The 23,302-nt window shown below is 60.3% G+C and carries 15 protein-coding genes and 4 pseudogenes; 8 read left to right on the forward strand and 11 right to left on the reverse strand.

Going from position 1 to position 23,302, the window contains the following annotated elements:
* The first annotated feature begins 48 nt into the window (after positions 1–48).
* The gene (locus LMTR13_RS10130; RefSeq protein ID WP_065727749.1) at positions 49–1,281 is read left to right on the forward strand and encodes an acetyl-CoA C-acetyltransferase; all 1,233 of its coding nucleotides are present in this window, start codon (positions 49–51) and stop codon (positions 1,279–1,281) included.
* Positions 1,282–1,290: 9 nt separating this feature from the next.
* Here LMTR13_RS10130 and LMTR13_RS10135 read toward each other — a convergent pair whose 3' ends face one another.
* From LMTR13_RS10135 to LMTR13_RS10145, 3 genes are read right to left on the reverse strand one after another with little or no spacing between them, the layout of a single operon-like run.
* The gene (locus tag LMTR13_RS10135; RefSeq protein ID WP_065732577.1) at positions 1,291–2,880 is read right to left on the reverse strand and encodes an ATP-binding protein; all 1,590 of its coding nucleotides are present in this window, start codon (positions 2,878–2,880) and stop codon (positions 1,291–1,293) included.
* Positions 2,880–3,584 (reverse strand): response regulator transcription factor, encoded by a 705-nt coding sequence (locus LMTR13_RS10140; RefSeq protein ID WP_065727750.1) that lies wholly within the window; start codon positions 3,582–3,584, stop codon positions 2,880–2,882. The genes LMTR13_RS10135 and LMTR13_RS10140 overlap by 1 nt, the downstream gene beginning before the upstream one ends.
* 34 nt (positions 3,585–3,618) lie before the next feature.
* Complete coding sequence (locus LMTR13_RS10145; protein ID WP_418219788.1) at positions 3,619–5,148, reverse strand: DUF4153 domain-containing protein; 1,530 nt, start codon at positions 5,146–5,148, stop codon at positions 3,619–3,621.
* A gap of 255 nt (positions 5,149–5,403) precedes the next feature.
* Here LMTR13_RS10145 and LMTR13_RS10150 point away from each other — a divergent pair, with 255 nt between their 5' ends.
* Positions 5,404–6,705 (forward strand): glycoside hydrolase family 3 N-terminal domain-containing protein, encoded by a 1,302-nt coding sequence (locus LMTR13_RS10150; RefSeq protein ID WP_065727752.1) that lies wholly within the window; start codon positions 5,404–5,406, stop codon positions 6,703–6,705.
* A gap of 40 nt (positions 6,706–6,745) precedes the next feature.
* On the opposite strand, the pseudogene LMTR13_RS10155 reads toward LMTR13_RS10150, so the two are convergent.
* The 4 genes and pseudogenes from LMTR13_RS10155 to LMTR13_RS43635 form a co-directional block, all read right to left on the reverse strand.
* Positions 6,746–7,931: pseudogene (locus LMTR13_RS10155) on the reverse strand (OpgC domain-containing protein).
* Between the two features lie 166 nt (positions 7,932–8,097).
* Positions 8,098–8,358: pseudogene (locus tag LMTR13_RS42315) on the reverse strand (hypothetical protein).
* Between the two features lie 137 nt (positions 8,359–8,495).
* Positions 8,496–9,131 (reverse strand): S24 family peptidase, encoded by a 636-nt coding sequence (locus tag LMTR13_RS10160; protein WP_065727753.1) that lies wholly within the window; start codon positions 9,129–9,131, stop codon positions 8,496–8,498.
* Between the two features lie 623 nt (positions 9,132–9,754).
* Positions 9,755–9,808 carry a hypothetical protein gene (locus LMTR13_RS43635; protein ID WP_418219789.1) on the reverse strand — a complete coding sequence of 18 codons (54 nt, stop codon included), beginning with the start codon at positions 9,806–9,808 and terminating at the stop codon, positions 9,755–9,757.
* Between the two features lie 896 nt (positions 9,809–10,704).
* On the opposite strand from LMTR13_RS43635, the gene LMTR13_RS10165 reads away from it, so the two are divergent.
* The 3 genes from LMTR13_RS10165 (at position 10,705) to LMTR13_RS10175 (ending at position 12,605) form a co-directional block, all read left to right on the forward strand.
* Positions 10,705–11,232 carry a recombinase family protein gene (locus LMTR13_RS10165; RefSeq protein ID WP_065727754.1) on the forward strand — a complete coding sequence of 176 codons (528 nt, stop codon included), beginning with the start codon at positions 10,705–10,707 and terminating at the stop codon, positions 11,230–11,232.
* 640 nt (positions 11,233–11,872) lie between these two features.
* Positions 11,873–12,085, forward strand: a complete 213-nt coding sequence (locus LMTR13_RS10170) for a hypothetical protein (RefSeq protein WP_065727755.1) — start codon at positions 11,873–11,875, stop codon at positions 12,083–12,085.
* Between the two features lie 316 nt (positions 12,086–12,401).
* Positions 12,402–12,605, forward strand: a complete 204-nt coding sequence (locus LMTR13_RS10175; protein WP_057849549.1) for a cold-shock protein — start codon at positions 12,402–12,404, stop codon at positions 12,603–12,605.
* Positions 12,606–13,443: 838 nt separating this feature from the next.
* Here the strand turns inward: LMTR13_RS10175 and LMTR13_RS41610 are convergent.
* Positions 13,444–13,923, reverse strand: coding sequence for a hypothetical protein (locus LMTR13_RS41610; RefSeq protein WP_065727756.1), 480 nt, complete (start codon positions 13,921–13,923; stop codon positions 13,444–13,446).
* A gap of 1,965 nt (positions 13,924–15,888) precedes the next feature.
* Complete coding sequence (locus LMTR13_RS42330) at positions 15,889–16,107, reverse strand: hypothetical protein (protein WP_065727759.1); 219 nt, start codon at positions 16,105–16,107, stop codon at positions 15,889–15,891.
* 706 nt (positions 16,108–16,813) lie between these two features.
* Here LMTR13_RS42330 and LMTR13_RS10205 point away from each other — a divergent pair.
* Positions 16,814–17,194 (forward strand): annotated as a pseudogene (locus LMTR13_RS10205) (hypothetical protein); the annotation flags it as partial.
* Here the strand turns inward: LMTR13_RS10205 and bamA are convergent.
* Positions 17,149–19,494 (reverse strand): outer membrane protein assembly factor BamA, encoded by a 2,346-nt coding sequence (bamA, locus tag LMTR13_RS10210; protein ID WP_335622075.1) that lies wholly within the window; start codon positions 19,492–19,494, stop codon positions 17,149–17,151. The pseudogene LMTR13_RS10205 and the gene bamA sit on opposite strands and share 46 nt — an antisense overlap.
* Positions 19,495–19,728: 234 nt before the next feature.
* Between bamA and LMTR13_RS10215 the strand changes: the two genes are divergently transcribed.
* Positions 19,729–20,781 (forward strand): hypothetical protein, encoded by a 1,053-nt coding sequence (locus LMTR13_RS10215; protein WP_065727762.1) that lies wholly within the window; start codon positions 19,729–19,731, stop codon positions 20,779–20,781.
* Between the two features lie 20 nt (positions 20,782–20,801).
* Here the strand turns inward: LMTR13_RS10215 and LMTR13_RS10220 are convergent, their stop codons facing one another.
* The gene (locus tag LMTR13_RS10220) at positions 20,802–22,358 is read right to left on the reverse strand and encodes a winged helix-turn-helix domain-containing tetratricopeptide repeat protein (protein ID WP_065732579.1); all 1,557 of its coding nucleotides are present in this window, start codon (positions 22,356–22,358) and stop codon (positions 20,802–20,804) included.
* A 144-nt stretch (positions 22,359–22,502) separates the two neighbouring features.
* Here LMTR13_RS10220 and mddA point away from each other — a divergent pair.
* Positions 22,503–23,228, forward strand: a pseudogene (mddA, locus tag LMTR13_RS10225) (methanethiol S-methyltransferase).
* Positions 23,229–23,302: the final 74 nt, after the last annotated feature.

Here is a 23,302-nt window from a genome sequence, read left to right on the forward strand (position 1 = left end):
CGGGCGGCTGCAAATGCAGCCGATCAACAGGCTGCAAAGGACAACACCATGGTTGACGCGCTGATCATCGACGCATGCAGGACGCCGCGAGGCATCGGCAAGGCCGGCAAGGGCGCCCTGTCGGGCATTCACCCCCAGCAACTCGGGGCCACGGTGTTGCGCGCACTGGCCGATCGCACCGGCATCAACACCGCAGATGTCGACGACATCATCTGGGGCACCAGCTCGCAGCGCGGTCAGCAGAGCGGCGATCTCGGCCGGATGTCGGCGCTCGATGCCGGCTATGACGTGCGAGCCAGCGCGGTGACGCTGGACCGGTTCTGCGGATCGGGCATTACCAGCGTCAACATGGCGGCCAGCTCGATCATGTCTGGTGCGGAGGATCTCGTGATCGCCGGCGGCACCGAGATGATGTCGATGGAAGGCCGTCGCGGCGAGGGACCGTTCATGATGGACAACGGCAATCTCCGCCTGCGCGCCCGGCATCCGCAATCGCATCAGGGCGTCTGCGCCGACGCGGTTGCGACGCTGGAAGGCATCACGCGACAGGACGTCGATGAGCTTGGCCTCGAAAGCCAGAAGCGGGCGGCAGCCGCCATCAAGGGCGGGCATTTCGACAAGAGCCTCGTGCCTGTTTATCGCGAGGACGGCAGCCTTGCGCTCGATCGCGAGGAGTATCCGCGGCCGCAAACCACGCTCGAGGGTCTGGCCGGCCTGAAGCCTGCCTTTCCGGCGGTGGCGGACTATCCGCTCGACGATAAAGGCACGACCTATCGCAAGCTCATCCTGGACAAATATCCTGATCTCGACATCAATTTCGTGCACCACGCCGGCAATTCCTCGGGCGTCGTCGACGGCTCGGCGGCCATCCTGCTGGCGTCGCCGGGTTACGCAAAAGCCCATGGCCTGAAGCCGCGTGCCCGCGTCGTCGCTATGGCGAATATGGGCGACTCTCCGACCCTGATGCTGAATGCACCGGTGCCGGCCGCCCGCAAGGTGCTGGCCAAAGCCGGCCTTACGCTCGACGACATCGACCTGTTCGAGATCAACGAGGCCTTTGCGGTCGTCGCCGAAAAGTTCATCCGGGATCTCAAGCTTGATCGTGAGAAGGTCAACGTCAATGGCGGCTCGATCGCGCTCGGTCATCCCATCGGGGCGACCGGCTCGATCTTGATCGGCACCGTGCTCGACGAGCTGGAGCGGTGCGATCTCAAGCGTGGGCTGGTGACGATGTGCGCCGCCGGCGGCATGGCGCCGGCCATCATCATCGAGCGCGTCTGACCGAAGGGCCTAGGGAGCCGCAAACTGGAGTTCGAACGCGGCGCCCTTGTCGGATGGCAAGAGCCGGATCGATCCGCCGTGGCTGGTCATGATAGCCTGGACGATCGAGAGTCCCATTCCCGTGCCGCCGGTGTCGCGGCGCGTGGTGAAGAAGGCGTCGAAGATCTTCTCCCGGTTCGCTTCCGATATCGGATCGCCGTCATTGCTGACCGTCATTCTGACGGATCCATTCTCCTCGACCGCTTCGAGCCGCACGCTCTTCGCGTTGTGGCGGATGGCGTTGTCGGTCAGATGCGACAGCACGATCAGCGCCTTTTCGCTGGACATGCCGATCGAGCGCTCAAGGTTGCCGGCTGCCTCGATCGCCCGCGTCGGGAATCGGCTCTTCAATCCGCCAATCACCTGCGACAGCTCGGTATGCTCGTTCTGAGGCGCGGCCTCGGCGCGCGCCAGTTCGCGTAAGCGCTGAGTCATGGCTTCGAGGCGCCCGGTGTCCCCCAGAATGTTCGATATGAAATTCTTCTGCTCCATCCGCGTGAGAGTATCTGTCTTGCTTTCCAGGGAATCGAGCAGGAGTTCGGCGGCGCCCTTGATCGATGTCAACGGCGACTTCAGTTCGTGGGTAAGGTGCGCCGAGAAGGTCGCGATGTAGTCTGACCGCCGTGACAATTGTTCGGCCATGTCGAGGAAGCTGTGCGACAACTGGGCGAACTCGCGCGTGCCGTAATGGGCGAGCGGCTTGAATGCATCGCGGTCGCCACGGCTGATGCGCGCGGCGCGATCGACCAGCTCGCGCATCGGGCGGGTGATGGTTCGGGAGAAAACCAAGCCGATAATGACGGTCGCGAAAATAACCGCAAGTCCCGCCAGAATGAACTTGCCGCGTTCCTGATAGAGGTGATCGAAGATGTTGCTCGGGGTCCTCGACGTATAGATCACGCCTGCGACGCGGTTGTTGACGATGACAGGCATTGCCGAGAACACGTGGACGCCGACGCCACGGCTGATCGAATAGATCGGAGGAGGCGGCTTGTCGGGTTTGCGGATCCGCAGGGCCGCCCGGTATTGTCCCTTGAGCGCTGTGGCTATCTCCTCGATATGGGCCAACGATTGGCCCACCTCGTCACGCCCGGCAATCACGACGCCGCGGGGATCGAGGATGCGGAAGCCAGCCAGCGTGACTTTCTGGGTTTCCCGGATGATCGGCATCAGCCGAGAGCCGATCTCGACATAGGGTTGCGATGCAGGTGCGCTTGCCGGAACTGCGTCAGGCCGCCGCCGAAGCAGGTCGGCGCCGGCGGCGAGATCGAGCGCGGGCCGGATCGGTGTAAGCTGGTCTTCCCTCTTAGATCGCACCTCGGGCGGAATTTCGGCACCCAGCGCAATGCCGGCACCCAGGCGGCTCTCCACTTCCCGCGCATAGACGGCCGCCAGCACCCGGCTTTGAGCGATCAGCTCGGCCTGGGTTTGGTGAATGAGCTGATTGTCATAGAGGCGGAAGAAGAACAGTCCAACCAGCGGTAAAGTCGCCGCAGCGGCGAGCGCGGCAAAAATGACTTGTCCCACCGACGGTCGCCATTTTTCAGCGCTGCGAGGCATCATGCCTGGAGCTCGCATCGCCCGAGCTTGAAGCCGACGCCGTGAATGGTTTCGATGACATTGTCGCAGTTCACGGCAGACAGCTTGGCGCGGATATTGCGGATGTGGCTGTCGATGGTGCGATCCGACACCTGGATGTTGAGCTGATAGGCGGCGCTCATGATCTGCTCGCGGCTGAAAACGAGCGTCGGCCGTGTCAGGAATGCCCGGAGGATTCCAAACTCGATGGCCGTCAGGCGCAGCGGCTTGCCCGCAAACTCGGCAATATGCTGAGCAGGATCGACGGACAACTTGCCTTGCGACAGCGGGGCCGTGGACGCCTTTGCATCCTGCCCGCGTGACGTGATGCGACGCAGGATGACGTTTACCCGTGCTACGAGTTCGCGCGGGCTGAAGGGTTTGGTGACATAATCGTCTCCGCCGATCTCCAGGCCCAGTACGCGATCGATCTCATCGTCGCGCGCGGAGAGAAACAGGATCGGTACGTCCGAGGTCTTTCTGATTTCGCGGCAGACATCCAGGCCGTCGAATTCCGGCATGCCGATATCCAGAATGATCAGATCCGGCTTGTCGGCGGCGAAGCGGGTCAACGCCTCCTTGCCGTCGCGCGCCTCGAAGACGGTCATTCCAGCCTTCTTCAGTGCAACACGGATGACCTCGCGTATATGCAGGTCGTCGTCAACGATGAGGATGCGGTGCGTCAAACGTCTCTCCCGGCGCAATCGGCTTGCAGTCGAACTAACCTGCGGTCGAACTCTTTGGTTGGGTTTCCAGGACACGCTGGAGGCGCCAGTGCCGAAAGCCCCAGGAGCGCCAGGAAGCCGTTTCCTTCTTTTGCTGTTCTACAAGGCAACTACGGCGGGAAACAAGGGCCGGATCGAACCCGCGAAGGGCGATGGCCCGGTCGATGGCAGGCAAGGCCTGCGGCCCGAGGGACACCAGATAGTTCATGTCGATCCATACTCCCTTGCCGCCGGCTTCGCGGCTATGGCTGACATTGTAGTCGGCGATGATGGCCGCAAAATTCACCAGCGAGCAGACGTAGAGCGTTGCCGTCAGGGCGATGAGGTTGGCGCGGATCAGCCAATCATTCGAGCGGTTGAGAGCGATCCGAGCGACGATGAGCACAAGGCCCACCGCGACGAGCACCATCCAGATGAAAGCCGCGATGCGCCACCAGGTCAGCAGATAGATTTGAACATAGAGATCGAGGCGCAGGATCGACGACATCACCAGCAGCACATTCTGCGCCACCCATAGATAGACCAGCGGCCGTATCACTTTCGATTGCTCGGCCGGCCCGCCAGGCCTCATGGCGGCCAGGACGAAACCTGCTGCCAATAACGCCGTGACAATCAGCGGATAGGCGCCTCGATGGGCGTAGGAGGCGTAGCTGATATCGGAAGGGAGAGTCGCATTACCCCAGAGATAGGCCACGTCAAGAACGGTTTGGACGGCGAATAGCAGATTGAACAGGATCAGCGAACGCAGGATCGTTGCAACGCCGAAGAAGTCGTTTTGGCGGGACGGCATTCCCTGCGCCAGTGCCGCCGCTTCAGCCAAACCAGCCGGCATCTGCCGCGTGGCGCTCCACCGTACGTGGATAAAGGGCCATACGATCGACAGCGCCACAATCCAAAACAGTACGCGTCCGAGGCTGACGTAAGAAGCCGTGTTACCCGGGTTCAGCAGGCTGATCCATTTCTCGAGCAATGGATTGGCCGATACCAGCAGAAACACGAAGATGCCGCCGAGAGCTATGGGAATGAGCCACACGGCAAAGCCGGTCTTCAGTGACGGCAGATTGAATGCGCCGATGGCATCGCGGAGAAATCTGAACGGGCCGACCAGATAGAGGTCGCACAGCGCTGCCGCTCGTTCGGCGAGACTATGTCGATCGCGATTGGTTGTCAGCAGGAGGCCCAGGCCGAGAGCCAGCACCATGAAGGTCAGGGACGCGACGTTGAATTCCTCGATAGCGGGGACAAGGGCGATCAGCAGGAGAGTGCCAGCCTTGAGCGTCTGCTTTCGGTTCAAAGTGGCGAGGTTGGCGAGCAGCGAGCCGCAGGCTACGGCGACCGCAAAGATGGCGGCCGATATTCCAATGCCGTGTCCATAGAACAGCCAGTCGGCCAGCGCAGCAAGTGCAAGAACGATTGCTGCTTTGGCGGCAAAGGTGCCTTCCTGAGCGGAGCCGAGATTAGACGCCGGCGCGGTGAAATCGACCATTATTGCGTTACCTGTCTGGATTGGAAAATTGCAAACCATTGCCGGCGCGGGGCGCTCGCATAGCCACCAACCGTCGTTAGCTAGTCTTGTGGGAACGGGCATTCGATGATCGCCATTGATTTGCTTGACGGACTATCCAGCGCCGCTGTGCAATTGCTTGGAGCGCCGTCTGCAAGAGTTCAGGATTTCTATGCAGTTTCCGTGCAGTCGCGCTTATGCGCTCGCCTCGGCGAAGCAAGTTTGATACGGGCAATGGTCTCGTTCTGCCTTCTCGCGTAACCGCCATCGATCTTCATGAAAATTCTCAAACGTATTGGCCTCATCCTGGTCTGGCTCGCTGGAGCCATCTTCGTGTTTGCGGCAGCCAACAAGAACGACCCCTATCTGATTTCGCTGCGCGGGCCCGGAAATATCGTTTTGGCCACGGTGAGCATCGTTGTTGCTGTCATCCTCATCCGCTGCGGTTATTGGAGAAGGGGCGTCGCAGGGAGGACGCTCATCCTGCTGTGGTGCCTGCCTTCGCTATCGATGCTCGGTGCGCATGCTTCGTTTGAATGGCGCAAGCAACGCGTTCTGCAGGCCGACGCTGCACAGGTGCAAAGCCTTGGACGGCATTTTATCGTTGGCTACTCGTCATTCACCGAGGTGGCTGTTCTTGCCGGGAAGGGGCTGATCGCGGGCATCTACATCACGAAGCATAATGTCGCCGGATCGTCGGCAGCGCGCCTGAAAGACGAGATCTCGGCGCTGCAGGCAAAGCGGCGCGCTGCCGGCCTGCCGCCGCTGATCGTTGCGGCCGACCAGGAAGGCGGCATCGTATCGCATCTGGCGCCGCCTTTGACCAAGCTGCCGGCGCTATCGACGCTTGCGAGCCTGGCCCCGGATGTGCGCGCCGAGAAAGCAGAGGCATTCGGGCGCATCCACGGGCACGAGCTGGCGGCGCTCGGTGTCACCCTGAATCTTGCGCCGGTGCTGGATTTGCGACCCGAACTGAAGCGCAACCGGTTCGACTTCAACACGTTGATCGGCCGCCGCGCGATTTCCGATGATCCGGCGGTGGTCGCCGAGGTCGCGCGAGCTTATGTGAGCGGCCTCGAAGCCTCCGGCGTCGGAGCTGCCGTGAAGCATTTTCCGGGGCTCGGCCGCGTGCGAGCCGATACCCATCATTTCAGCGCCGACTTGGATACGCCTCTCGATGAACTCGAAGCGTCCGACTGGATTCCGTTCAGGAAGGTGCTGGCCGGTTCGAAAGCGCAACTGATGATCGGGCATGTAACGCTGACGTCCGTCGATCCGGACCGCGCCGCGTCGCATTCCAAACTGGTCGTCGACGGCATCATTCGCAAGAAATGGAAGTATCAAGGTGTCGTCATGACCGACGACCTCGTGATGGGGGCAATCTATCAACGCGATGTCTGTACTGCAGTGGTCGATTCGCTCAATGCCGGCGTCGATCTGCTGCTGGTTGCCTTCGACGGCGCGCAGTTCCATCGCATCTTTACTTGCGCCATGGCGGCCTCGGCCGAGGGAAAGCTCGACGCCGGCATATTGAGCGATAGTGAGATGCGGCTAAAAGGGGCTTTCCCCGCGGATTGAGAGGACGGCCGGCGACGGTGCGACGAGGAACCAGCGCGAACTACTTTGCAAACCGGCCTTGCTCCGATAGTCCCTTCATTGCATGAGCTCGGAAAGCGGGCTTGTGGTCCTGCCGTTTCGACCACGACACGTAGTAGGCTACGCCTGTCATGATTGAAATCCCGGTAACGCTGACCAGGACGTGCATGACGAGTAAATCCGGGCCAGTGATCAGAACGAGATGTCCGGCAAACGAAAGAAACACGCCGGTACAAAAGACCGCCAGCCATTCCTGGCCGCACGTGATGACCGGCTGCAACACCTGCCATCGGAATCCGGGCCAGTCTCGCGGCACTATGTAGGCAAAGAGAAAAGCCAGTGCGAGAAAGTGAAGGACCCTGTGCGGGGCCAGATTTTCCTTGTCGTTGGGTAAAAAGACTGTGCGCAGGAACTCCGGAACGATACCGGCCTGGGGAAATTTCGCTGCCATGGTCACCGCAAGGGCAAAGAGAAGGTACAGCCACGCAGCGGCGCGCAGGATCGGAAGCTCCTGAAGCGTACGCAGGCTGCGCATCCGATTCACACCGCCTAGGGCAAACCAGGCGCCGAGCGCAAACAGGAGTTGCCAGCAGAATGGGTTGAGGTACCACTTTCCATCGGGGAACGAAGACAGATTCCAGTCGAATTGGCGAGCTGCGACGTAAAGGCCAATCGAGCCCGCCATCGTGACGTTCGGTCGGCGCACCATGCCGAACAGAACGAGCGGGAAGATCGCCATCAGCACGATGAACAGTTGCAGAACATCAAGGTTGAGCGGCTTGGCTTGAAGCAGCAGGCCGTGAATCAGCGTTCGGATCGTATGGTCGACGATCCCGGTAACGTTGAACTCGGCGATCAGTTCTGGTGCGCGGGACCTGCGCGACGTATCCGATCAGTTCGATGTAGATCACGAACAAGACGACATAGGCAGCGTAAAGCTGCCACAGACGCTTGAAGATGCGGGTTGCGGTCACGACAAAACCGCGCTCAAGCATCATCCTTCCATAGAGGATTGCGGCAGTATAGCCGCCGATGAACACGAACAGATCGGTGGCGCCGCTGAAGCCGAAATTGCGCATGGTCAGCAGGCTCACCGCATTGTGCGGGACGTGATCCAGAAAGAGAAACCAGGCCGCGATACCAAGCAGGAGACAGAGTCGGAGATCGCGGTCGCGCGCGGCGAGCTCGGCCTTCATTGACGGATACATTTTTGGCTAAGAACTTTGCATGTCGGAGGAAGCGAATCGCGAATCTAGTGCGATTGTCCGCCCAGTCGGAATAGACTTTGCGTGAAGAATAATTAAGCAAGTTGTCGGCGATTGAAGCCCGTCGAACGATCACAATGTTTTGAGGGAAGAGCGTGACCGAACGTGATCACGCTCTCTCGTGCTTGCGCAGATCGCGGACGTGATCGAAATGGCTGGCCTGTAGACCAGCGCCCGTCGCGCCGATTTCGGGAAGGGCCGCCTCGCTCAGAATGTCGGCCGTGATATCTTCGACCGAGCAATCCGCGATTTCATGGACGAAGCTGATATTGCGGTATTCACCCGACGCGACCGGGAGACGACGACCTTGCGTCTGGTGATTTGCGGATCGACGATGGCCTCGCGACCGCGGCGGCCGTTAGTCGATCATCACGACGAAATACTGCGTGCTGACGGTCCGGCCCCATACCGGGCATATGATCGATAGTGCAGGCGCAAAGCAGAAATCGACCCACGGCGGCTACCTTGATGCCGGCAGAGCCGATTCGGAATTCGCAACGGCGATTGCTATTTATCCGGCGTGCGTCGTCCGGTCGCCTTTATCGCCTTGCGAGCCCGCGCCGCCTTGTTCCGCAGTCGTTCGATCTGGCCCCTCGGCAGGGTGACGCAGATCTCGCCGATCCATTCCAACTTTACGCCGATGATCGGCTTGGCATTGAAGCTCGTCAGGTTGACCAACGCAGGGGATTTTCCGCGCTCGATCGTCTTCAGATAGCGCTCGCCGGTTTTCAGGCGAACCGCGGCTTCCTCTCCGTAGAAGCTCGACAGCGGATGGCGCTGTTCGCGATAGACCACGATAACATCGCCATTCTCGTACTTTGGTAGCATAGAGTCGCCGGCCACCTCGAAGGCGATGGTTTCTTCCGCGATCGGGAAAGGCAACTCGATTTCGCCGAGGCCTTCCGGCGGCACCTGCTCGTGTTCCGGCTCGATTGAGGCGCCGGCGCCGACGCGGCCCATGATCGGCACCGAGTTCAGTTCGAGATATTCCATGATCGGCGCGATTTCGGATGCCTTGATCAGGCGGATCCCGGAAAGAATTTCAGAAACCGCGCCGGGGCGAACGCCCATCGCGGCCGCCAGCCCACCCTTGGTCTTGCCCGGCTTTTCCAGGCCTCGCTCGATCAACTTGATGTCCAGCATGTCACACCTTTTCCCGAATTTCGGAAACGATAGCAGTTCCGATTATCCGAAATCAAGCTTGACTTCAATTTCGGAATATCAGAAATTGCCTGTGGGAGGCGTCGGGCGGAGTTGGAGCGGGACAACAATCGTCTCGCGCGACGGAGAAGCTTGCCATGTCAGATAAGTTGTCAGTCCATTTGTGGGGCATGAGTGCCAACGCGGAAGGTCAGCTAGCCATCGCCGCAATTTTAGTCATCGTGCTCATAGTCGCCATCCTAGCCGTAATTGCCCTGCCGCGGGCCTAAACCTTAAAGTTGCATCCCACTGGTCCACGCGCGTTGGCTTCATCGCGACCGAGGCCCAGAGCCGGTCGATGGCCACGGTCAAGAATGCCCTTCACCAGACGTTGAGCTCGCGCCCGTTGCTCTTGCAGGTGCTCTGGCCTGATCATGACGTCACCTCAGGCTATAAGATTTGAAGCAAATCGCTTTCATTCCGGCGATACACAATCGTTGGTCAAACGGGAAGTAACTTTCTGTGAGCAGGCTTGTAAACTCAGATAGTTAGCTTGATGTCCGCGCTTCAAGTTGAATCTGGAACCACAACAGAAACTACAAGGCGGTCTTCCGATAGCTTTCAGATTAGCTCCGTACTTGTATCCTAAAATCATCCAGGTCTCTTCCGGCGGCCAGCAGTTCGCGTACCCAGCCTGGCTGATTGCCTTATCCTGCGCATGTCTCGAGGAGTTGCTGGATTGCAGACTTGATGCGATCGGCGTGCTTTCCGACTTGTTCGTTTCAGGCAACGGCACACAAGCGACTGTAACTCTGTTACCACATCGCATCAGTTTCGCATCTTTGTGTGCGCTTCGTTACCGACTCTGTTGCCGGGATTTGTAAGGGTCTTCTGCGCGGTATCAAAGCAGCGGTGGCGGTTGCGGGCTCGTTCGAGGAACCTCCAAGCCTCAAACGAGTCCGCTCGCGCGCCATCGGCAGGGCAAAATTTCAACACCAAGGGCGCGGGAGTTGGACAATTTGTAGTGCTGCATGCAAAGCGAACTGCCGAGCCTTCATTGATCAAAGTCGATCCGACATCTACGCCATTTACTCGAAGAGTGCCGCAGCGGCGGCCGAAGTTACAAACGTTTGTTCCTTCCGTACCGGGCGCGCACGAACAGGCAAACTTGCTCAAAGTCTGATCGTCCGTTGCTAACCATTTCGCGGAGCCTCTGCTTGGCAGCCTCACCTTTTTGGCGCTCCGCTTCGCATCTGGCTCGGCTTTCTGTTTCTGGGGCGTTGAAACGAGACGAACATTCGGCTTACCGTCCTCTAAGCTGATGGTGTCGCCGTCGATCACGCGTACCGAAATGGACGCCGGGCTCGGGACGGCCAGTGCGGATTTCAGCTTCGGCCACGGAGTTGACTTCTGAGCGGCCAAGGAGCCCAACAATGCGCAGACAAAGACGAGTCCAGCAAAGTAACGCCACATACGCTTTCGCGGCCTCGCATCGACAATCATTTTGAACCGCCTCGGATCGGTCCTTTTTGTTTGACGAAAATTTGTAGATGTTGTCGGACATCGCCTATCATTAATGGCAATTGTCGGATCGCCTAAGCGTACCGATCGGCCCCAGCTTGCCAAGGCGCTGGAAGCCTGCCGGCTTCACGGCGCCAAGCTGGTCATTGCCAAACTGGACCGGCTATCGCGCGATGCTCACTTCCTCCTGGGCCTGGAGAAGGCCGGTGTCGACTTCGTTGCGGCCGATATGCCGAACGCCAATCGGCTGACTGTAGGCATCATGGCAATGGTGGCTGAGGAAGAGCGGCGGATGATCAGCAAACGCACCAAGGACGCCTTGGCAGCCTCTAAGGCTCGTGGCAAGAGGCTTGGGGGTGTTCGTTATCGTGCTGACGGCTTACGCGTCACCATCACCACAGAGATTCAGCGGGCCGCTGTAGCGGCCGATATCGGCCCAACTATCCGAGAGCTACAGGCGGGCGGCGCTACGAGCCTCAGGTCCATTGCAGATGGCTTGAACGCTGCCGGCATTCCGACAGCGCGCGGGCAGGGCAAGTGGTCTGCGGTCCAGGTGCAGAGGGTCTGGGGAAGAATTTCATGAGAACGTTCGCCATCCTCGCGATAATGGGCGCCGGAAGCCTTCAAATTAATCAGTTTCTCCACCTTGACACATGGCCCCGGGAGCCGGTGTGTGTGGCTCGGGCTGGTCTTCTGCTGCTATTCGCCCCTGGCAGAAAGAGGGAACGATGACCTGGTGCGGTCACTTTGCTCAGAGTCGGCGACTGTGACAAAACTCCCGAAGCGGTCCCTCGCCAGGAATCCGCGATAGGCGGGCCGCATGAACGCCCTCAAAGCCCCTAGCCGGGGTATCTCCAGTGCGGCGGCCCCGGTGCGTTGCACCGGGGCCGCTTCATTGCACGAGCCGCATGGTCCGGCGCCGTTTCATGCGATCGAGAGCGTGGACAACTTGTCTCGATCAAGAACGGTGATTAGCCGGTGCAGCACCGTTGCCGTGCCAGCGGTCGGGACGATGAGGATCACGGCGGCGGATCAGTTCGATCATGGCATCGTGTCCAGCTCAGCCAGTAACGATCCATTAACCCCTAGGGCAGTTAGCCGTCACGAAGATCGTCATAGCGACGGCTTTTTGCCACCCACCCGCCACCAGCCTGCCTGACGAATCAGGCGTGTCTGGAATCCCAACTCTTTTCACTGGCTGGAGTACTGAAGTGCGGAGAGAGATGACGAAGGCCGACGAAGTCGAATGCGGCGCGTTTACGCGAGACATCCGTGCGCTCTTGGCTAAAAGACAGATTTCGCCGCCGATGGCCCAAGTCGTCTTGATCAACACGCTAGTCGCGATGATTAAGCATTTGAGAAAAAAAGACACGATGGCAGAGGCTGCGGAGGATTTAGTTCGCACGCTGCAACGGGCGATCTCGAAATCTCACTAAGCCTCAACCGCTCGATGTAATCGCGGTGTAGGATATTCATCGTCCTGTTGCCGTCCAAGCGAAACATGACGATTGCCCGCTACGGGCTCAGGTTTGAGCGATGGCGTCTGAGCCGACACAACAACCCCTCGTTAACTTCGGGCCCGTAAGCTCAAAGCAATCGCGGAGGTCATCACTCGCGAGAGTAATGCGTAGAGCCGTCGCTGTCTCAACCCAGCGGCGGCTTTTGCGTGCAACGATTACCTCCGCGGGCCCTTTCTTTTGCCGGGTTTCTGTCACCATCATTCCGTGTTTCGAATCGATCGGGAGAATTGACGTGGCGACAGGGACAGTGAAGTGGTTCAACGCGACAAAGGGCTATGGATTTATTCAGCCCGACAATGGCGGCAAGGACGTATTCGTCCATATCTCGGCCGTCGAGAGAGCAGGTTTGAGCAGTCTGAATGAGGGCGCAAAAGTGAGCTACGAAGTCTTAGCAAACCGCGGAAAGGAATCCGCCGAAAACCTCAGGGTAGGTTGATCGGCGCAGTCATCCGGCGTTCACGCTGGCGAGCCTACCCCTTGTCAGCGGCCGGACAGACGAGGAGCCGGACGTGGGCCTAGTCTCTGCTCCCCCGGTTGCATCCCTCCTCACGCCCCCGGCTGAGGCAATCTCCAGTGACTGGCGGCCCCGGTGCGTTGCGTATTGCCGGGGCCGCTAACCGATCGATTCAACGCACAACGCACGACATGGATTGCCGACTCCATCGGTGATATGGGCCGCAAGGGGGAGATGGCTGGGATGTGGCCGGGCACACGTTCCGAACGGGCAAAGCTTGCTGCCATCCATCGCGGACACAAGCCCCTTCAGACGTGCTGCTGCACCCGACTCCACATCCGCCCGCGGCCAAAGCTGGTTCGGCAAGAGCAAAAGCTACAAAGAAGGTCCCTAGGCAAGCAAAGCGGATCATCATGGCGGCTCCTCGTTGTCTTGAGTGCACGGGTAAAATTGGCGCCGTGATTATCGTTCCTTGCTCTCCGCCGGAACGGCCCCAGCTAGGTTTCCAGCGCAAGCTGGGGCCGCCACTTTCTCCCGGCTTGGCTCCACGATCCGCCGGGAGCGACGGAATCGACTCTCAGCAAGGTTGGAGGTTCCCAAGGACGGGCTGACACACGGCTGGCGGGCTTTCCGCGCTATGTTCACTATTGGGCAGACATTGCCATCTTTTCCCACTTGTATCGGTACGCCAGACGGGTACCCACTACCCTGTCTGGCAATTTGAAATGGAATACTTTGATGGCCTTGGCGCAGAACCTCGCGCTGGGGCCATTTTTATTCTGAGCCGATCACCTCGTGCTCAAGCGCCACGCCCTCCGGCTCAGTGCCGGTAGCCGTCCTCGTCGCCGAGCACCGTCTTGAAGCCGGGCGGCAGCCGAGGCCGCTCGCCCTCGGCCGGCGAGTTGCAGGTCGGGCAGGGGGCACCAGCACCGCCGCAGCCGCAGGCGTGGTCACCTTCCCACGGCTGGTCCGGATGGTTCTCAGAGTCCCAGCCGCTACCCTCGCAGAGCAAGCCTTTCATCCTATATGCCTTCCCTTGCCTCACCCCTCGCGTGACATCTGAGTTCGGCTTGCCGGCGTTCAATGCGCGCAGCATCCCGATCCGCGCGTGCATCAGGAAGTCCCGGCGTTCAGCAGCGCCGATCAGGCGATGGATAGCCGCTTGCCATTCGGGCCGGTTCTGTTCGTGGTTTGGAAGCACCGTGATGTAGTCGGCGGGCGTCTCATAACGCGACGAGCTTCGCCCGTCTGGCAGCGGTATAGGATCCGCGAACTTGCGCTGCCAGTCCTTGTCAGCCACCCGCCGCCGCAGCAGACGATGAGCCGGGTAGGGCCAGACTCGCGCATCTCCCCGAGAGTGATTTTCCGCTGGCGTGGCATACGCCCAATTCCCCCAAGAATCATACGCGGCCTGAACTAACCATTCCGGTGGTGATCTAGTAAGGCCCGGCGCATGTCGTCCGGCAACGTCGTGCCTCGGCTGCTCTGCGGCACCCTAACAGGACCTGCTATCAGTCGAAAAGACGGTACCCAGGCAGTGTTCCAAGTTTCCATGGTCTTGCTACAGACTGCGCACTCAAAGCTGCTGATCTGGCGTTCCGCCGCCATAGATTCGGTGCGGCTATAGACCGCCCCGCAAGTGCAGGTCCGATGATGCGTCTCTATCATCTGCTCACTATGCGCCCCGAATCGAGATTACGATACCGCCAAATTCGAACGTGTTCGAACATTCACGCGGCGGCTACCACCTTGGCGTTTTACCGCCGACGGGCAAAAGCAGGTTGTCGGGCGCCTTCAGGATCGTCCTCGAACCACTTTTCTGCGGCATCAAAGTTGCGAATACCTTGACGTGATTTCGTCTCCGATCTGCTTGCTGATGTTGACGCAAACGAAAATAGTCATTGGTCCCCCTTCAGCTTGCGTCGGCTGCCGCCGAAGCTATCTGGTCAGGATCGCCAACATGGCCTCACAGGCCTTCTCGGCTTCGGCAAACGTCCTAAAGGGTGATCCGCTCACCCTGATCGCAGGCTTGTTAATATGGATAGGGCGCCATGAAGCTACAAAGCCGGGCGTGCCGTGAAGTCCGGGCCCATCGCTACTCTCGTTGCTGATTACGAACGAAAAGCCGCGCTCGCTCGCGCTCCATATCTCTAGCTCCTGCGTCGCGGGAGCAATGCGGCTGAAGTGCATGGCGCCACCCACGATCCAGCGAGCCAAAACGGCCCCAGGGCGTACCTCTGGGCCGTCAACCTGTGAGCAGGTTTTCTTCCGGCCAGGGGGCTTTGGGGGCATCGGCCGGAAGCTTGGATTCGACGCGTCGCCGAGCCCCCGGTTCCAAAGATCGCAACATTTTCCCGACGGTAGCGGGACTGCTCCGATAGGTAGTGAGGGCACCCTCATCACCCAAAAGCAAATAGCTGATGCCGCGGGATCCATCAGCGCGTGCAAGCCGTCCGCGTAGCCAACGTATCGTCGGTCAGGACGATGATCGTTGGCCGCGCACCATCCGGATAGGTCTCCGGCGAGAAGTCCTCTTTATCTTCTGACCTTCGACATCCAAGGGAAAGTCTTCGGGCCGTAGAGGGTTCTTTGACTTCGATGTCATGTCTTTCTCCCTGCGTCGCGCCACGCGATCATTGCTGTTCCCTAAGCTCCGCGCCAGGAAAGCTTCCTATTGCGCGAAGGAGCCGCTCGCGCATTTGGCCGCAGCAAAATAGGAACGAAAGCAGCGAATGAAAATTTCCGGAGCTTCCACAGCTATGGGGCTTCCACAGCTATAAGGAGATCGTCATGAAAGCATCAGCAATCGCGGTAGCATTGTTCTTTGCGCTCGGCTCAACGTTAGCTGTCGGCCAAGGTGCAGGGGGCGGCGGTGCCGGCGGAGGCGGTGCCGGGGTCGGCGGAGCTGGGGGCGCAGGCGCGGGCGGCGGGGCTGGTGCGGGTACGGCTGGTGGAGCTGGCGGTACGGGTGGTGGAGCTGGTGCGGGTACGGGTGGTGGAGCTGGTGCGGGTACGGCCGGTGGAGCTGGTGCTGGTGCGGGCGGTGGGCCCGGCGCAGGTGCTGGTGGCAGCGCGGGTGCTGGTCCCAGCACAGGTACTGGCGCGGCGACCTCGGGAACGGGGAGGGGCACGGGCTCACCAATGGGAACAGGGGTGGGTCAGACTGGCACCACGGGAGCCACGATGTCGCCGCCCGGCGACGGCGGCGGAGCCGCCGGTGGCGGCGGGCCTCCGACAACAAGCCAGACGGATCCCGATCGGCGTCCTAGACCCCGCTGACCTCTTCGCGTAAGCGGCTGCGCCAGTGCGGACACGAGGTGTTGCGGATGTTCGTGACCAGCGGCCCGCCGGTCGTGGGCGGAGGCGGCATGCTCCAGCGCATCAGGACGAGCTCGCGCACGGCGCCGACATTGCGGACGACGGGCGCGAGATAGCCAGGAAACACCCCCGGCATCGGCGGCAGGTTACCTGCGTAAGGATTCATCACCTGGAACAGCCGCTCGGATCGCTTCCTGGTTCGTGGTGATCGAATAGATTGCACATTGACGTAGCCGTGGTGTGGTGGCGTTCCGGGCCTCTAATCCTAGTGGCGTTGCCTGTTGCCCCAAGGGCGCTGTAATCGCCCGTCATGAGCACCAAGAGGCGCGAGGTCATTGGGGCGGCCGGATCATGGGCGCCGAGATACGTTCCGAGAGCGCGCGGGAGGCCGCGGAGAGGGCCATCCCGGACATTCCCCCCGCACCGGCTATTCCTGCAAATTTCAAGTTCACCAAAGCCTATTTCGAACTGAAGAAACTGAGAGAAGACGTTGAGTGCATCGAAAGATTGTCGAGGTCGCGCTCAAGCCAAGCGACAGAAGCGGCCATCGATAAACATGATCCTGATCACAGCTAGATTGACGCAGACCTGCTGTTTGTCTGCTCCGCAATCGAATCTGAAACTATGCGAATAAGATCAGTCGCTATTTCAACTTGTGCTCGGCAATATGCAAATTGCAATGCTGTCGCTTCTGAAAGGTCACTCGCGAGCGCGAGCTGTCGGGCGTAATCCATTTTCACTGTGATAACTCTTTTGAGCAGCGCGATGAATTCCGTATGGTTCGGTGAAGCCGATCTAGACTAGCCACATCATCAAGGAAGAGGGTGAGCGCTTTTTCTGCATTATCGATGCTGAGTGCGGCGAGGCCGCAGCAGTATCGGGCCGGGAGGGCGTTCCAGAGCGACTGGGAGAGTGCCGAACGTGCGGTCGATCCGACCGGGGAATATGTCGATGGCGGGCAGCAGCGCGAACCGATGACCGAAGGCCAACGCAAGGCCGTGCTGCGGTTGAACCGCGCCGAGCGCGAGCTCGGCGCGGAGGGCTCCGCGCTGGTGCATGATGTCCTGGTCCAGGGAATGACCATGGAGCAGGTTGGCGAGCGGAGGGGACTGCGCATCAGGCGATGGCATGACTATTTTTCAAGGCGATTGCGCGAATGCATCGATCGTTTGGCGCTGTTGTATGGGTTTGCGACATCCCATGCCGGTCAAAACCCTCCCGCGCTGAATCGTAAGGGCTGGACCACATCGTAGGCCGCCTTCGTCAACGGCACGGCGTAGTCGACGGTCAAGGCGCCGAACGGGGAGGCCCAGGTCAGACCGGCGCCGACCGACGAGCGTACGACATTCTTGTTCGCGACCTGAAGCGATGCCGTCGATCCGCTGTAGCGGAATACGCTGCCGGCATCGACGAAGGCCGTGGCCCTGAGACCGTATTCGTTGGGCACGCCAGGGATCGCGCTCTGCAGTTCGGCGGTCGTTGCCCAATAGGCGCTGCCGCCGACATTGTCCATCGTGGTGCCGGGCGTGAGGTCGCGTGGGCCGAATCCGTTCGGGGCAAAGCCACGCACCATGGTCGGGCCGCCGAAGAAGTTATTCATCAGCGGTACCTGCTGGCCGCCCCAACCGGTAACGTAGCCGCCCTGAGCGCGCACCATGCCAACCAGATCGCTATTGAGCGATTTGTAATAGCGCACGTCTTCCGTGGTCTTCAGGAACTTCACGTCGCCGCCCAGTCCCGCCAGGTCCTGGCTGAGCTCCGATCTGATTCCGCTGGTCGGGCTCTTTGTGTTGTCCAGCGTGCTGTAGGTGGTCGTGCTGCCGGGGGCGGAGACCCAGGTCGGGCCGGCGGCCGCCGCCTGCCGGACGGCCAGCGAAGGCGTCAGGCCCGAACCGTTCGGCGACAGCGTGATGTTCTGATTGTAGATTGCGTAGCGCCACTGCACGCCAATTTCCTCGGTGATCGGCGTACCGAGTTGCAGTCTCGCACCATAGGTGGTGCTGCCATAGGATTGGTAGCTACTCACGTCGGTTTGACGGCCGAAGAGTTCAATTCCGGCCGCGACTTTGGTGCCGAGGAAATAGGGTTCGGATGCGGCCAGGTTGATCCCGCGCGCATATTGGCCGAGGGTAAAGGAAGCTTGGACATTTTTGCCCGTGCCGTAGAAATTGCGCTCGCCCACTTTGACCTCGACGAGCGCGCCATCGACGGTCGAGTAGCCGCCGGCGATATTGAAATCGCCGGTCGCCTGGTCAACGGCCTCGACATCGAGGATGACATGATCGGGCGCTGAACCAGGCCGGTTCGATATTTTCACCGTCTTGAAGTAGTTCAAATTCTTCAGGCGCCGTTCGGCCCGATCTATCAATGTCTTGTTGTAGGGATCACCTTCGGCGATATCGAATTCGCGCCGGATCACGTAGTCGCGGGTGCGCGTGTTGCCGCGAATTTCGATCCGCTCGATATAGGCTCGAGATCCCTGTTCGATCACGAAGGCGACGTCGATGCGTTGCGTGGCGGCATTGCGGGTGAGGCGAGGTGTCGCCTGGGCAAAAGGAAAGCCGAGCTTTGCCATTTCGATCGCCAGAAGCTCGGTGGACTTGTCCACGGCATTGCCGTCGAACACCGCGCCTGGATGCGCGGTGGGAAGGGCACGAAGCTTGTCGCAATCCATGCCCGGAACGTTGCAGGCAACGATGACTTCCCGGAAGTGATAAAGCGGGCCTTCGTCGATTGCGAAGTTCAGCGTGAAGCCCTTTGCCGCCGGATCATACTCGGCCTTCGCCGGTGACACGCTGACATCGGCATAGCCCTTGCTGCGGTAGTAAAGCCGTAGCTGTTCCTGGTCTTGCGCGACGCGGTCGGGATCGTAGACGTTGCCGCCGGTCAGAAAACTCAGCATATGGGTGGCGGAGGTCTTGATCACGGCGCTGAGCTGTCGCTTGCCGAAGGCCTTGTTACCCGTGAAATCGATCTGCCGTATCGGAGTCTTTGCGCCCTCTGTTACGGCATAGATGAGGTCGACCCGGCCGTTGCCGCGGTCGATGATTTGCGGATCGACGCTGACCTCGGCGCGACCGACGCGCCGGTATGCCTCGATGATGCGGCCGACGTCGGACTGCACGGTGGCCCGTTGCAGCGCGCCGCGCGGCTTGGATTCGATGGCGGCGGCGAGGTCAGTGTCCTTGACCTTCTTGTTGCCTTCGAATGCGACGCGGTCGAGTACAGGCGCTTCGGACAGATGCACGACAAGCCGATCACCGGCGCGCTCGATGGAAACTTTGTCGAACAGGCCCGTTGCGATCAGTGCTTTCAGCGCAGCATCACGTGCGGCATCATCGAAATGCCCATCGGGCGAGGGGCGAAAATAGGAGCGGATAGTCTCGGCGTCGACGCGGCGGTTGCCCTCGACGATGATCGTATCCGGTGGGGGCGGCGCTGCTTCGGCGACGAACGGTGTTGCGAAAATTAAGCCGAGGGCGCCGGCAAGCCGGCAAATGGTCACCCCCGATCGGAACGATCGGCTGCGTTGCGTGATGCGTCGGATCTCCACGTCCCGCCGGACTCCCAGTTGATCGGCTGAGATCGAATTGCCCCTGCGGGGCGAAAAAATGTCTGGGATAAGGTGAGTTGCGGGCGAGTTTTTCGTGGCGTGCCGCAATTTTGACGTCTGCTGTTAATGCTGATTTTCTCAGAATTGTCGCAATGCACACTTCATGCTTCGCCATGGAGAGAGCTCGGACGCTCGCGCAGGAACCGCAGGCGTCGACGCTCGCAGGAGCATCACATGCGATATGCCGCCTTCATTGCCGCCGCGCTGATGCTGGTCCAGCCGGCGCACGCAGAGAAGGCGCCGGAGGTCGATCCGCGCGCCTCGCTTGGGGTAGTCCAGCAATGGATCTATAACTATCGGGCCAAGCCGGACTATGCACGCGTCCCGGCAGCCGTGCGCGTGCTGTTTCACTCGCAGACGTTCAAGGAGCCGGAGAACGCCGGAATTTATCTCGGCTTTATCGCCGGTGCGATTGGCTCCAACCCGGCCAAGGCCGAGCAACTCATTGCCAATTTCTTTCCCATCCGCCCGGAAGACGAATGGGTGATCGTCCGCTCCATCGCCTATTCGGGGCTGCCGGATTGGAGAAATGTCCTGCGCCGGGTCGCACCACGAATGCCGGGCCGGCGGGTTATGATCGACAGTTATCTCGCAGGCAAGCTACCGACCTTGACCGAAATCCCGCTGGAAGAAGTAAAGCCCGGCATGATGGACAAGTTGCGCGGCGCCCTCACGAAGAATCCGTTCGCCAAGGACGAGCGGAAGCTGAACACGACGCTCACGTTGGCGAGCAACCAGGATTTGCTGGATACGCTGTGGGGCTACTATTTTGCGACCGGCTCGCATGCTCCGATCCAGCGCATTATCCAGATGCTGCCATGGAGCAAGAGCCGCGACACGATCGACAAGCTGACGGTCGGAAGCATGGCGCGCTATACGCTGGCAAGCTACGCGATCCGCGATGCCAGCTTGCGCGAATATCTCCGCAGCGAACTTGCCCGACAACCGGCGGCGGTCAAGGCGCCGCTCGCCGAAGTGGTCGAGGCGGCGGACACAGTGCAGATCGCAGCTCTGCGCAAGGATGCGCTGGCCGCCGTGGATGAACTCAAGACCAAGGGCTCCGATAGCCGCCGCGACCTCAGTTTCTGGGGCCAGGTCGGCGTCGGCGCGGTTGCGCTCGGTTGCGTCTCTGCGGCCGCGCTGGGGCAAGTCGCAGTCGGCATTCCCTGCGTGATCGGAGGCTCGGCCTCGCAGGGATTGCTGTCGTTCTGGGAAAAGCAGCAGTAATCAGGGCCGGTCACAGAAGTTCATTCCAACCCGGCGCGGCGAAAGCCTTCGAGGTAGTGCTCGCGATCGGCGTCGAGCTTCCAGGGTAGCTGCGTCGCGATCCAGGCAAGCGAAATATTGGGTTGGATCCGGCGCAGTTCCTGAAGCGCGGTCCGGGCGAGTTCGATCTGGCCGTTCATGCCGGCCGCGACCGTCAGCACGCGATAGGCGCCGGTGAGGTCGCCGCGCTGACGGGTCGCTTCACGCGCCAGAGCAATCGCTTCCTGATAGTTCCTTCCGACGAACTGGGCGTAGGCGGCAACGCCGTAATAGATCGCAGAAGAGGGGTCGCGAGGGCTCTGCCGGATCGCGCGTTGCGTCGCCGCATAAGCCTCCATCCATCGCCCGGTATAGGATAGTGCCAGCGCATAATAGCCCTGCGCCAGGGAGAAATTCGGATTGAGCTGGAGCGCCAGTTCGAACTCGGCCAACGAATGGTCGAGCCGGCGCGTGGAGAAATACACGCTACCGAGGGCCGTATGGGCCCAGGCATCCTCGCTGTCGGCGGCAATCGCCGCCAATGCTGCTTGCTCGGCGACGGGTGCTGCGGCTGCAAGATCCGTCCAGCCCAGATGCACACCGAACATGTGGTTGGTGGCGAACAGGGCCAATGCCTGGCCGTAGTTCGGATCGATCGCAATGGCGCGTTCCAGCAGGGCCTGCGCGGCGAGGCCGTCGGGACGCGTCACCCGCCAGTGATGCGACAATGCTCGCATCACCAGGTCCCACGCGTCCACGCTATTGGGTGGCTTGCGCCGGCTGCGAAAATTCTCTGCAGCATAAATCTGGGGCTCGATCGCGGCGACGATGGCGTCGGTGATCTCGTCCTGCACGGCGAATACGTCGGTCAGGTCCCGGTCGTAATGCTCCGCCCAGATGTGGCTGCCGGTTGTAGTGTCGTTGAGTTGCGCGGTGATGCGCACGCGATCGCCGCTTCTCCTCACGCTGCCTTCCAGCACGTAGCGCACGCCGAGCTCGGCCGCGACCTGCCTCATGTGGACTGGCTTGCCCTTGTAGGTGAACGACGAGTTGCGGGCTATCACGAAAAACCAGCGCAGTTTCGACAGAGCGGTGATGATGTCTTCGCTGATCCCGTCGGAGAAATACTCCTGCTCCCGGTCGCCGCTCATATTGTCGAACGGCAGTACGGCTATCGCCGGCCGGTCGGGCAGCACGAGCCCCGCACGCGGCTGTTCTGCTTCAGTTGACGATGTGGCCTGCGCGTCGCACGACCCATTCACGTCGCCGACGAAGCGAAGCCCCTTGCGCGGAATGGTGCGGATGAGTCTCTGTTCCTTGCCGTTGTCGCCGATCGCGTTTCGGGCGGCGTTAACCCGGCTGTCCAGCGTCGAGTCCGAGACGATCCGTCCGCCCCACACCAGCGCAATGAGATCGTCCCGGGTGACGACGCGATCACGGTGCTTCAATAGGTGAACGAGCAAGTCGAATACTTGCGGCTGCATCGCCACCAGTTCGCTGCCGCGGCGCAGCTCGCGACGATCGGTGTCCAGGATGTGATTATCGAAGTTGAATCTCACTTGTCCCATCGCATCCGTTCTCAAGAGACAATCAAGTCCGTCTCATGAAGAGGTCAAGCGTCAGGCAAAGACCTGTCGCCGCTTGCCGTGCATCCTGCCAAAACCGGGGGTTCCAATTCCATTGTCCGGAGTGGAGCCAACTTCATGACGGAAACTCAAACCCTCGGCCCGGCGATGCCTGGCAATCGAATACCAAGATTCACTGCATTTCTGTTCGGAGGTGTGGCCTATCTCACATTTCCGTTCACGATTCTGTACGCGACGGATTCGTCTCGGGCCTCGCGGTGCCGAAGGCGATCGATACCGGGGCGAAATCGGGGACTTTCAAGGCACTTGTCGTCAATCTCGGGCTGATGTTGTTATTTGCCATTCAACATAGCGTTATGGCGCGCAAATCGTTCAAACACTGGTTGACGCAGTTTATTCCGAGGTCTGTCGAACGCAGCACTACGTACTGTGTGCAAGCCTGACGCTTCTGTTGCTGTTCTGGCAATGGCGTCCGATGCCGGCAGTCATCTGGAATGTCCAAGAACCCGAAATTGCCATGGTGATCGCGACGCTGTCATTCGTCGGTTGGGTCATCGTGTTCACGAGCACCTTCCTGATCAATCATTTCGAGTTGTTCGGATTGCATAAGGTCGCCAACAATCTCGTAGGCCGCGAGATGCCGGCACCAGTCTTCCAGACGCCGTTCTTCTACCGCTTTCCGGCACCCGATCTATCTCGGCTTCATCATCGCCTTCTGGGCGGCCCCGACAACAAATGCCGGCATCTGCTGTTTGCGGCGGTGACGACGGCTTACATCTTGTCGGCATTATGCCGGAGGAGCGCGATCTTGTCGCCGTGTTCGGCGTGGAGTATCTCCGATAACGGGAGCGGGTTTCGATGTTGTTCCCCTGGCGCAGGTCTAGCTGACCACTTCTCCATTGTCTGCAAGGAGGCGG

The sequence above is a fragment of the Bradyrhizobium icense genome, assembly GCF_001693385.1.
Lineage (GTDB): Bacteria > Pseudomonadota > Alphaproteobacteria > Rhizobiales > Xanthobacteraceae > Bradyrhizobium > Bradyrhizobium icense.